Annotated in this window: 13 protein-coding genes and 2 pseudogenes; 9 read left to right on the forward strand and 6 right to left on the reverse strand. The window is 40.2% G+C overall.

The window, feature by feature from the left end:
• The 3 genes from QVO51_RS03815 to rpsI form a co-directional block, all read left to right on the forward strand.
• Positions 1-186 (forward strand): hypothetical protein (locus tag QVO51_RS03815; protein WP_288167824.1); only part of this gene is annotated, 186 nt, incomplete at its 5' end.
• A gap of 132 nt (positions 187-318) precedes the next feature.
• Positions 319-750 (forward strand): 50S ribosomal protein L13, encoded by a 432-nt coding sequence (gene rplM, locus QVO51_RS03820; protein ID WP_022357309.1) that lies wholly within the window; start codon positions 319-321, stop codon positions 748-750.
• Positions 751-764: 14 nt separating this feature from the next.
• Positions 765-1,166, forward strand: a complete 402-nt coding sequence (gene rpsI / locus QVO51_RS03825) for a 30S ribosomal protein S9 (RefSeq protein ID WP_015557813.1) — start codon at positions 765-767, stop codon at positions 1,164-1,166.
• 74 nt (positions 1,167-1,240) lie between these two features.
• On the opposite strand, the gene QVO51_RS03830 is transcribed toward rpsI, so the two are convergent.
• Genes QVO51_RS03830 through QVO51_RS03840 form a run of 3 tightly spaced genes read right to left on the reverse strand, consistent with a single transcriptional unit; the run spans position 1,241 to position 3,023 of the window.
• The gene (locus QVO51_RS03830; protein WP_022357310.1) at positions 1,241-2,479 is read right to left on the reverse strand and encodes a tyrosine-type recombinase/integrase; all 1,239 of its coding nucleotides are present in this window, start codon (positions 2,477-2,479) and stop codon (positions 1,241-1,243) included.
• A 2-nt stretch (positions 2,480-2,481) separates the two neighbouring features.
• Positions 2,482-2,745, reverse strand: coding sequence for a helix-turn-helix domain-containing protein (locus QVO51_RS03835; protein WP_022357311.1), 264 nt, complete (start codon positions 2,743-2,745; stop codon positions 2,482-2,484).
• A gap of 59 nt (positions 2,746-2,804) precedes the next feature.
• On the reverse strand, positions 2,805-3,023 hold the full coding sequence (locus QVO51_RS03840) for a hypothetical protein (RefSeq protein ID WP_022357312.1): 219 nt from the start codon (positions 3,021-3,023) through the stop codon (positions 2,805-2,807).
• 183 nt (positions 3,024-3,206) lie between these two features.
• Between QVO51_RS03840 and QVO51_RS03845 the strand changes: the two genes are divergently transcribed.
• The 5 genes and pseudogenes from QVO51_RS03845 to QVO51_RS03865 all read left to right on the forward strand — a co-directional run.
• Complete coding sequence (locus tag QVO51_RS03845) at positions 3,207-3,959, forward strand: helix-turn-helix domain-containing protein (protein ID WP_022357313.1); 753 nt, start codon at positions 3,207-3,209, stop codon at positions 3,957-3,959.
• Between the two features lie 160 nt (positions 3,960-4,119).
• Positions 4,120-4,503, forward strand: coding sequence for a hypothetical protein (locus QVO51_RS03850; RefSeq protein WP_022357314.1), 384 nt, complete (start codon positions 4,120-4,122; stop codon positions 4,501-4,503).
• A pseudogene (gene pglZ, locus QVO51_RS03855) lies at positions 4,437-5,153 on the forward strand (BREX-4 system phosphatase PglZ); the annotation flags it as partial. The gene QVO51_RS03850 and the pseudogene pglZ, both read left to right, overlap by 67 nt.
• Complete coding sequence (brxL, locus tag QVO51_RS03860; RefSeq protein ID WP_288167830.1) at positions 5,135-6,565, forward strand: BREX system Lon protease-like protein BrxL; 1,431 nt, start codon at positions 5,135-5,137, stop codon at positions 6,563-6,565. The pseudogene pglZ and the gene brxL, both read left to right, overlap by 19 nt.
• Positions 6,566-6,778: 213 nt before the next feature.
• A pseudogene (locus QVO51_RS03865) lies at positions 6,779-7,858 on the forward strand (cysteine desulfurase family protein); the annotation flags it as partial.
• 24 nt (positions 7,859-7,882) lie between these two features.
• Here QVO51_RS03865 and QVO51_RS03870 read toward each other — a convergent pair.
• Positions 7,883-8,113, reverse strand: a complete 231-nt coding sequence (locus tag QVO51_RS03870) for an AAA family ATPase (RefSeq protein WP_369677896.1) — start codon at positions 8,111-8,113, stop codon at positions 7,883-7,885.
• Between the two features lie 217 nt (positions 8,114-8,330).
• Here QVO51_RS03870 and QVO51_RS03875 point away from each other — a divergent pair, with 217 nt between their 5' ends.
• Positions 8,331-9,899 (forward strand): AAA family ATPase, encoded by a 1,569-nt coding sequence (locus QVO51_RS03875; protein WP_022357319.1) that lies wholly within the window; start codon positions 8,331-8,333, stop codon positions 9,897-9,899.
• Positions 9,900-9,948: 49 nt separating this feature from the next.
• Here QVO51_RS03875 and QVO51_RS03880 read toward each other — a convergent pair whose 3' ends face one another.
• Positions 9,949-10,290, reverse strand: coding sequence for a plasmid mobilization protein (locus QVO51_RS03880; protein WP_022357320.1), 342 nt, complete (start codon positions 10,288-10,290; stop codon positions 9,949-9,951).
• Between the two features lie 588 nt (positions 10,291-10,878).
• A partial coding sequence (locus QVO51_RS03885) for a DUF6017 domain-containing protein (RefSeq protein WP_288167829.1) occupies positions 10,879-11,096 on the reverse strand: 218 nt, incomplete at its 5' end.

Consider the following 11,096-nt stretch of genomic DNA (forward strand, 5'->3'; position numbering starts at 1 on the left):
ACACATTCTTTGTGCGGTGTTGCCCTAATGCTGATGATCCCGGATCCGACAGGCTTTCCGAGCCGGAATTTTTACTCCATTGCAAAAGTGAAACGAAAGATGAGAAATCAAGAGAACGGGAGCAAAACAGAGAGAATGCAAGAGATTGAGGGATATAAATTGAATTTTCGGCATTTTGCCAATTGACAAGCCGGAGGGAACCCTGTATAATAGATCTTGCGCTGTTCGGGAACCGTATGTCTGCGCTTGCGTGGCAGTCTGCGGGCGGATCTGATGCTGCACCCCGGACAAACTAATATTACGGAGGATTTGATTTTTATGTCTACTACGACTATGCCGAACATGAAAGAAATCAAGCGTACCTGGTACATCCTGGACGCAGAAGGCAAGTCCCTCGGCCGTGTAGCTGCACAGGCTGCTGCGATCCTGAGAGGCAAGCATAAGCCCACCTTCGCTCCCCATGCGGACTGTGGCGATCATGTCATCATCATCAATTGTGCAAAGGCAGTACTCACCGGCAAGAAGCTGGAGAACAAGTACTTCTACTGGCACACTGGCTGGATCGGCGGTCTGAAGAAGATCCAGTACAAGGAACTGATGGAAAAGAACCCGGAAAAGGCAATGACCATTGCAGTAAACGGCATGCTGCCCAACAACACCATCGGTCGTTCTGCTCTGACACGGCTTCGTGTTTATAAGGATGCTAACCACAAGAACGCAGCGCAGAAGCCCGTTGCTTATGAATTTTAAGGAGGCGCTTGAACATGTACGAATCTAAGATCAAATATTTCTACGGCACAGGCAGAAGAAAGCACTCCGTAGCAAGAGTTCGTGTATACCCCGGCAGCGGCAACATCACCATCAACAACAGAAGCATTGATGACTACTTTGGTCTGGATACTTTGAAGCTGATCGTTCGTCAGCCTCTGGCTCTGACTGAGACCGCTGAAAAGTTCGATATCGTCTGCACCGTTACCGGCGGTGGCGTAACCGGTCAGGCTGGCGCAATTCGCCATGGTCTGTCTCGTGCTCTGCTGGAATACGACGCTGAGCTGCGTCCGGTTCTCAAGAAGGCTGGTTTCCTGACTCGTGACCCGAGAATGAAGGAAAGAAAGAAGTACGGCCTCAAGGCTGCTCGTCGCGCACCTCAGTTCTCAAAGAGATAAAAGATTTCCTCGGTTTATCACGTATTTGCGTGGTTTCAAGCCGCTTATCAAAAGATTTGGGGCTTGTTTGGGGATTATAATGAATCTTTGGAATCATCCGCAGAGTTTTCTGTGGGTGATTCTTTTTTCATATCCGTATTGTCTGACTTAGGACATATTCTGTCAGCAACGGAATTGATAAGCGATTCCTTTGATTCAAGCAGCACTTCTGCATAAAATCCAAGCGTTGTGCTGACATCGCTGTGACCAAGTTCTTTGGAAACAGCTGAAAGATCACCGCTTTCTATAAGTCCGACTGTTGCGAACGTATGACGCATCATGTGCGGCGTGAGAAATTCAAATTCCGTACCGAAGGTGCAGCGTTTAAGAGCTGTCCTGAGAGCGCCGATGTCACGATAATTCCCCATTCCCGACGGGAATATCATTTCAGGGTGCTTGAACTGTGTTCCAAGCTTTTGCCGAAGCGACTTGACGTGCAGCTGCTGATCTCTGAGTATCCTTAGAATTGTTTCATTTTTTATCGAAATAAGCTTGCTTTCGCCTGTTTTGGTTGTGCCTAAGGTAAGTCGCTGTCCATTGGGCAGGCTGCTGTCATAGATAAGTGTATGTTCCACAAGAATGGTCGCATTGTCATAATTTATGTCGCTCCACTTCAAAGCCAATGCTTCCGAGGGGCGAAGTCCTGTCAGCAGAAGAAACTCAAAGTAACGTTTCTCATCATCGTCCATTTTGGAATTTCTGATGTGCTCGATGAACCTCTGTGCCTGATCGGGTGTCATATAACGCTTTTTCTTCGGCTCATTTCTTTTCTTCCACGAAATATCGTGTGCGGGACTGTGGTCGATTATCCCGCACTGCACTCCGTAAGTCAGTATCGCCTGTATTGTGGTAAGGTATTTCTTTTTTGAACCGTTGCTGCCCGTCATTTTATTCATTGTCTGAGATAAAAACACGGGATTCAGGCGGTTAAGCTGAGTATTGCCCAGAAGCGGCTTAATGTGGTTCTCATACGATGATTTATATGTGGTAATAGTCTGCGGTTTAAGTTCACAAGCGTGGATCTCAAAATATAGCTCCGCAAGTTCCGAAAATTTCATACTTCCATCGTAATAAGGATTGGTTTTGTATTTATCGTCAAGCTTTAGAGCATATTTCTGAGCTTCTGCAAATGCTTTTTTGTATGAAAGCGTAGGAGAAGCTACAAATTTGTCATACTTCTTTATCTGTTTGCCATTGCCGTCATATCCACAGAAGCTGATTATCTTAAAGCTGTTGGGATTTTTCTTCGTTGGTCTATGTTCGATCCTTGCCATTGTCAGCCTCCGAAATATGTAAGCAGATCAGACTTTCTTATAAGAATCTTGCCGTGTTCCCCACGTCCTGTGCGGATAAACGGGAGCTTGCCTGTCTTGGCGAGAATACGAATGGTACTCTGCGACACACCCTGAATGACTTGACAGCACTGCGGGATCGAGAGCATTTCAATGACTTCAGGCTTGCTTTCACGCTCTGTTTTCTCCGCTCGAATGCTTTCGATAAGCTGCTGAATGATGTTTTCAGTAGTTTCTTTTGTTTTCATTGCGTTTCCTCCTTGTTTTTTTCTGTAAAGTGTGTTATAATGTACTCAAATGTTTATAATCAGGAAGTTGACTGTTGTTTTACAGGTGTTTCACCGCCATTCTCAAAGAATTCGAGGAAAGATTTCTTGTAAACGAGGATTTTTCCGCCTTTTCCTTTGCCTGTGCGGAAAGCCTGTATCTTGCTCCGTTCGATAAGGCTGCGGACTGTGTAGTATGACAGCCCGGGTATAAGCTGCGTACATTCACGGATCGTGATAAGTTCGATATCTGTGGACATAAATTCAAGCTCCTTTCTGAATTGAAGAATCATCTATTACTTAATAAAACGTTCTGCACTCCTTAATTACGAACTTCGTTTATTGCAATTATACTATATCTTTTCTTGCTTGTCAAGACTTTTGTATTTAATGATGTAACTAAAATTTATAAATAATTTTGTGCATATTGTTGAGGTGTTTGTATGTTTTGGGATAAATATGTAAATATGTGTAAACATGTTGGCAAATCTCCGACAGGTTTAGCAAACGAATTGAATATAAATAAAAGTACCGTTGCTGGGTGGAAGAAGGGACAACAGCCTGCCGGTAATACAGTCTATTTAATTGCTGAAAGGCTTGGCTGTTCTGCAGATTATTTACTTTCAGAGGACGAGGAGGATGTATCTCTTTTATCAAAAAAGAGTGCTTTCAAGTCAATTCACGCTATCCCGCAGCGTTTTGTGAGCCTTATCAGCGGTGATCCTATATCTGCTGATGAGCTTGCAGATATAGCCGAGTATCTGGACTGTGACATTGATTTTTTGAAAGATACTGAAAAACTTGAGTACGTTCCTCTTGGCAAACGTAAACTGGGCGTTGAGTTCAACGTGAATATTATGCACGAGATATTTATGATACTTGACCGCTGTGCGGACTCCAAGCTTTACAAGAGCGTTCAAATACAGATATCCCGGATTATTCTTCATTGGGTGCTTGCCGATGAAGACAGTGGTTGGACTATTGAAAAACTCTACAACATTAAGCAGATTGACTCACACAAGCTTAAATACATCTACACAAACGAAGCTGATCCCGATTCTACAAGGAATTACGGTCTGAACTTCACAGACCTGACTGTTATCAGCAGGGAAACCAAGTATTCTTATCAGTATTTGCTGACCGGAACTGATGGGGATGTTTATAGGGAGTATTTGAAGCTTAGAGATGAGAATTGAATTATGCTGAAAAGTATGTAGTTTTATTAATAAAGTATAATTTCCTCTAAAGTCATGAGTTACAGTGGCTGACGAGTTTTTTGTTCAGGAATAAATGTGGAAAATGTAAAACAAACATATTTTATGACGTGTCTGTATTAATTCGAGAAGGAGGGTGTCTGTGGCATCAGGTAATATGCAACCAAAATGGGATATATATGAAGCGGTCATTCTTCTGGATGGATATCTGGAGATGCATCAAACTAAAACACCCAAAAAACGAATGGTGAAGATTATATCCGATAAACTTCGCAACATGGCGGTAAATCGTGGGATTACGATTGATGACGTATACAGAAACGAAAATGGAATCTCATATCAGATACAGAGTATGGATTCTGCATATAAAGGATATAAGGTATATGTTCCTGCGACAAAGCTTTTTGTGGAAGCTGTAGATATTTATCGAAAAAATCCGGAAAAGTACATTAAGCTACTTATCCTGCACTTAACGATTACCTCAAAAAATATGTATTTGACTGTCCTGTGCTTGCCGAAGAGTTGACAGAATATTTTGATTTATATAAAAAGCAAAAAACGTCCAACCGCATTTCTAATGAATTTATGAAACTTGTAGAAAAGTATGCGACCGAAATATCGTATGCACAGCTCCCTACAAGGGACAATGCAATCAAAGCTATTAATGATAAAAATCATACGTATCTGTATTGGATAGATGCTTTAGGCGTTGAATATCTATCGTATATTACAGTTCTTGCAAAGAAAAAAGGACTGTCAATCCACACAGATATTGTCAGATCAGACCTTCCTACGATCACATCTATAAATAAAAAGTTCTATGACCAGTGGATTGGTGGAAATAAATACAAAGAAAATCAACTTGACATTATAAAACATAAAGAAAAAGGCGGTTACTTTTTCACTGACGATGAGGATCCAATCCATATTCCGGCGGAACTTGAGGTTATTGAAAAGGCTATAAATACTGCAGCTATGGAATTATCGATGCATAATTACAAATCTTTTGTAATTGCAAGCGATCATGGTGCCTCCAGACTTGCTGTAATTAAGAAGCAGGAGGTGCCTCATGATACCGATACCAAGGGTGAGCATTCAGGACGGTGTTGTAAGACATTCGAAGGGTGTAACGTGCAAAATAAAGTTGAGGAAAATGGATACATTGTTCTTTCAGACTAAGTCTCCCTGCTTTTATGCGTGATTGGCTGTTGAAAAAGTTTGAAGACGATGATGGTGAATTTGATAAAGATGCTCTTGTCAGATTCGTCAAGAAGTTCATTCCTCGAAAAGATGATTGGAATGCTATAAAAAATGCCATTGTTATTGAAGGAAAGACTGTAAAATTCTTAGCTAAGGTATCTGTGAATATTGATATCAAAACCGGTGAAGTATCATTTGCTTTACCTGATTTTGGGTTGGGATTTAAAGAAACAATTATTGAAACAGACATATGGGATTCTTGTAAAGAGGATCTGATAAAAGGACGGGACGTATGGGGAATGGTTGAACTTGGATACCGTTCACCAGATGATTTTGATTTTACTTTTGAGTACGAGAAAAAAGCCTCAAGAGGAAAGAACTCAAAAGATGGGAAAATAAAACTCGTATCATTCAAAAACTTCTGCCCATATGAGATTGATCTCGAAGATTACAAAGAAGCACGTAATGAATTCTCTATAGACGAATGGATAAACGTAATCCTTGGAGCTGTTGACTATAATGCTGATGGTTATGAAACTGAAGAAGAAAAACTTACTATGCTTACAAGATTGTTGCCATTTGTGGAAAAGCGACTTAATTTAATTGAACTTGCACCCAAAGGTACGGGGAAGTCTTACTTGTTTGGTAATGTCAGCAGATACGGTTGGCTTTCAAGCGGGGGCGTAATGAGCCGTGCAAAGATGTTTTATGATCAGATAAAACGGAGAGAGGGCTTGATTTCCGGTAGTGATTTTGTGACATTAGATGAAGTTCAAACAATTTCTTTTACTGATACCGATGAAATGAGAGCTGCTTTGAAGGGTTATCTTGAACAAGGAACATTTACGGTGGGTGATTACAAAGGTACTGCCGATGCCGGTATGATACTTTGCGGTAATATAAGAAAAGAAATTATGGATGCAGATGGATATAGCAATATGTTCACTGAATTGCCTGCGGTATTTCATGAATCTGCACTTATAGAGAGATTCCACGGATTTATCAAGGGTTGGAACATACCGAGAATGAACGATGATTTAAAGGTAAATGGTTGGGCTTTAAATTCAGAATATTTTTGCTCGATTTTGCACGAACTTCGAAGTGATATGACATATCGAAGCATTGTTGATGAATATATTATCGTCCCGGAAGGTGCAGATACCCGTGATACTGAAGCGGTAAAGCGTATTGCGACAGCATACCTAAAGCTGTTATTTCCAAATGTTCAGCAAGTAAATGATATAACACCAAGAGAGTTCAAGCGATATTGCTTTGATAGAGCAAGAAGAATGAGGGATACCATTAAGTATCAGTTAGGATTACTTGATGTTGAGTATTCCGGAAAGGATTTACCACCGTTCAAAATCTACGGTATTGATACAGATTAATATGGAAGAAAAGAAATGTTATGTATGCGGAAAAACTCCGCTTACGAAAAATGAGATAGGACTCACTAAGAAACTAATTGACAAAAAATCGTCTGTTTTTTACTGTCTGCCTTGTTTGGCAGAATATCTTGAAGTCACAGAAGAGGAACTTCTCGCTAAAATAGAAGATTTTAAAAACGAGGGATGTACTCTCTTTATATGAGGTTTATGCCTATGAAGCAACATATTTATGCTGATAATGCGGCAACAACACAATTGGATAAGTCCGTATTTGAGGCAATGACTCCATTTATTCTTGAAGAATACGGAAACGCCTCGCAGCTTTACAGTTTTGCTCGCAAGCCGAAAAAGGCTATTGCTGATTCAAGGGCTGCGATAGCGGAATGTATCGGGGCATTTCCCGAAGAAATTTTCTTTACTTCCGGAGGCACAGAGGGTGACAACTGGATAATAAAAAGTTTGGCCTTTTCAGATACGGAAAGAAGAACGATGATAACATCTGCCTTCGAACATCATGCCGTTTTGCATTCTTGCGATGCAATTGATCGACTTGGTTATCCTGTTATATATATGTATCCTACTGAAGAAGGATACATAACACCTGAAAATCTCAAAAAAAACATAACTGATAAATCTCGCCTTGTTTCGGTAATGTATGCAAATAATGAGATTGGTAGCATTCAGCCCATTCAGGAATTATGTGAGGTTGCACATTCGTATGGTGTGCTATTTCATACTGATGCAGTCCAAGCTGTTGGTCATGTTAAAATCAATGTTCATGAACTGGGTATTGACTTCCTTTCAGCATCGGCTCATAAATTCAACGGTCCAAAAGGAATTGGATTCATCTATGCCCGTAAAGGTGTACAGCTTTGCCCTTATACAGATGGTGGCGCTCAAGAAAATGGAAAACGTGCAGGAACCGAAAATGTTGCATCGATTGTTGGAATGGCTACAGCGCTTAAATCAAATTACGATGACTTGGAAAAAAATAAAAAACATATTTTAAATTTGGAAAGACGCTTTATTGCCCAACTTAATGAATCAAAAATCATATACAAGAGAAATGGAGGTGAAAATACGCTGCCTGGTATTATAAGTCTTTCGTTTCCAGGGGCTGATGGTGAAACTATTATGCATAGAATGGATTTAATGGGTATCAGCATTTCAACCGGATCTGCCTGTGATAGTGTTAATACCGAAATATCTCACGTTCTTCAGGCAGTGAAGCTTGATAAAACCTTTGCCAAAGGCACAGTTCGTATTTCTCTTGGAAAGAATAATACTGATGATGAAATAGATAAAATTGCATATTCTCTAATTAAGATAGCTGTAAAGCTCCTTGTAGTTCAGCAGATGTTCAAATTCAAGCTTTTCAAAGTTGATGCTGATTATCTGCGAATCGTCAACGCCGCATTCCTTGAGATATTCCTGAAACTGCAGCAAAAGCGTGGATTTGCCGCAGCGGCGGAAGCCAGTGACTACTTTGATTATCTGCATATCCTTGAGCTTTTTCAGTTTTTCAAGATATTGCTGTCTTTTTACCATCTTAATCACCTCATAAAATAGTATAACACAAAAAAATAAAAATATCAAGAAGTTTTTATAATTTAATATAAAAAGTGTAAAGCTTGATCGACTTTTAATACTGTAAAACTTTGAATATGCAAATAACTGAAAAACGACTTATTGTACTTGAATTCTTTCAAATGATATGATACAATATAATAAAGAATGATAACTAAGAAACAGGGAGGCGGAAGCAATGGGCATATATTTAAATCCCGGAAATGATCTGTTTGCTCAGGCGCTCAGTTCAGAGATATACGTTGATAAATCTATGCTTATCAGACTTACAAATGAGCGTTTGAACAGCAATGACAGGCATATCTGTATAAGCCGTCCCAGACGTTTCGGAAAATCAATGGCTGCCAATATGCTTGTTGCGTATTACAGCCGAAACTGTGATTCAAAGGAGCTTTTCAGCTCACTTGCAATAGCTGATACACTTGATTTTGAAGATCATCTTAACAAATACAACGTTATCCATCTTGATATGACACGCTTTGCATCAAAAGCACCTGATGTTAAGGGTATGATTGACCGTCTGGAGCTTACATTGAAGCAGGAACTGAGCGAGCTTTGTGCCGATATAAGCTATCCCGATTTTTATTCGTCCGATGAGATACTTACACTTATTTATAACAAGTATAGGATCCCGTTTGTTTTCATCATTGACGAATGGGACTGCGTCTTTCGTATCCATAAAAACGATATAGAGGGGCAGACTGCATATCTTGATTATCTCAAAATTCTGCTTAAAGATCGTCCTTATGTAGCACTTGATTATGCCACGGGCATACTTCCTGTAAAGAAGTACGGTCAGCATTCTGCTCTGAATATGTATTGCGAGTATTCCATTATTGATGCGGAGCCTTTTGCCGAATATATGGGCTTTACTGAATCTGAGGTGCAGGGACTTTGCCGTCGGTTTGATATGCCGTTTGATGAAATGAAGGGGTGGTACAACGGTTATCATGTGGGTGACACTTCAATATATAATCCCCAGTCTGTTGTCAATGCCTGCTTAAGAAAGCGATTCAGTAATTATTGGACCAAGACGGAAACTTTTGAAGCACTTAAGATCTATATTCAGCTTGATATGGACGGGCTGCGAAACGACATTATAAGAATGATAGCAGGGGAACAGGTCAGCGTCAATACGAACAAATTTCAGAATGATATGGTGACAATGAACTCGGCAGATGATGTTATAACCTTGCTGATCCATCTCGGTTATCTGACTTATGATTACGAAAAAAATGTGGCATGGATACCTGATAAAGAGGTGCGCCAGGAGTTTATAAACTGCATTGAGGACGGCGGTTGGGAAGAAGTCATGAATTCGCTCAGGCGTTCAGATGAGCTGCTTAAAGCTACGTTGTCCGGTGACAGTGATACTGTTGCTAAAATACTTGAAGAAGTTCATCAGCAGAACACCTCAATAATCTCATACAATAACGAGCTTTCACTTTCCGTTACTCTTGCACTGGCTTATTATTCTGCGAAAAACAGCTACGAGATTTTCAGAGAGTTTCCCAGCGGAAAAGGTTTTGCTGACCTGACCTTTATTCCCAGACGGGGAGTAGATTTTCCTGCAATGGTCATTGAGCTGAAATACAACAATTCTGCTGATAACGCCATTGAGCAGATCAAGGAAAAGAACTACACAGAAAAACTGTCGGCATTCTGCGGTGAAATTCTGCTTGTGGGAATAAGCTATAACGACAGCAAGGGTCATTCCTGCATCATTGAAAAAATTGTAAAACAGTAATTTTGAAAAAGCGGCAGTCAATCAAAATTGGCTGTCGCTTTTTTCAAATTCACTTAAACAGAGTGGGGGATATTTCAAAAGTGTAATTCTGCATTGCAAGGCGAAAATACTTGAATTCTTTCTGCATATCTTCAATGTCTTTCTGATAAACTGAACCTGATGAATTGGCAATTTCTGCAATTTGGTTGAGATTGTATCCGATTGAAAGAAAGGCTCTTTTCAAAGCAGAAATTTCTTTAAGATTAAAGAATTTCAGTTCGCCGTTCAAAGCCATTCTGCGGATAAATGTTCCTGTCCGAAGTTTGGCAGCCTCTGATTTTCGGCAAATCATTTCCCATTCTTCGGGTGTAAACCCAATAAGTTTTTTGATCCTGTCTTTTTTGTATGGCATTTTATATCAGCTCCTTATTATTTATCAGGTGTCAGGGTGTCCCTGAATTTTTGCGTGTTACAGCCACGCAAAACGAAAAGGTATATACCTTTTCTACGCTTGCGGGTATCTTCCTTTTTATCTGCCACCCATCGGACAGTTTCCGCAAGGAATGTTATTCAACCTGTTGAATTCAATAGGCTGAACGTTTACTGTCCTAAAGATGGCGGTGGTAATTGCTCTGAATCAGCAAAAGTTGGAATTGCAGCTTTGAGCAAATGGGTGACTGCTTTTGAAGAAACTGCTTTCGGCAGAGATTGGATATTTGCAATTTTAAAAATCTCCGGATTTGATAAACCGCATTTTTCGTAAGTCACGCTTCTGAGATTTTTTAAATTTCATCACAGCGGTAGATTTTAATTTCTAACAAAATTCCGCATCAGTGATTTTTCAAAACCAATATTTCATCAAAATCACTCCGAGCAGTTTTTGCGGATAAGGCAAATCGGCACATGATCAATTCCGAAAAAAATAAAATCAGCCGATTTCACAAATCCGATAGTTGCAGATTTCCGCTGTTGTGATCATTTTACTTCAACGATTATTTCATCAAGTCCCATTCGTCAGCGGCATTCCCGTATGAGCCGTAAAGCCTGTGAAAAGTGAAATGTTGCAGGTGTAGGCTGAGTTGTAAAGTGCGGTGCAGATATATTTGTCGGGGCATTGAATTTTTCCTTCGAGCTTGGAGATGTTGTCGATAACGTAAAGGATATGCTCGTCGGTCAGCTTCAAGAACGTACTCTTTGCCCCCATACCCGATTTGATAG

Source organism: Ruminococcus sp. CAG:379 (genome assembly GCF_000434255.1).
GTDB lineage: Bacteria > Bacillota > Clostridia > Oscillospirales > Ruminococcaceae > Ruminococcus_F > Ruminococcus_F champanellensis.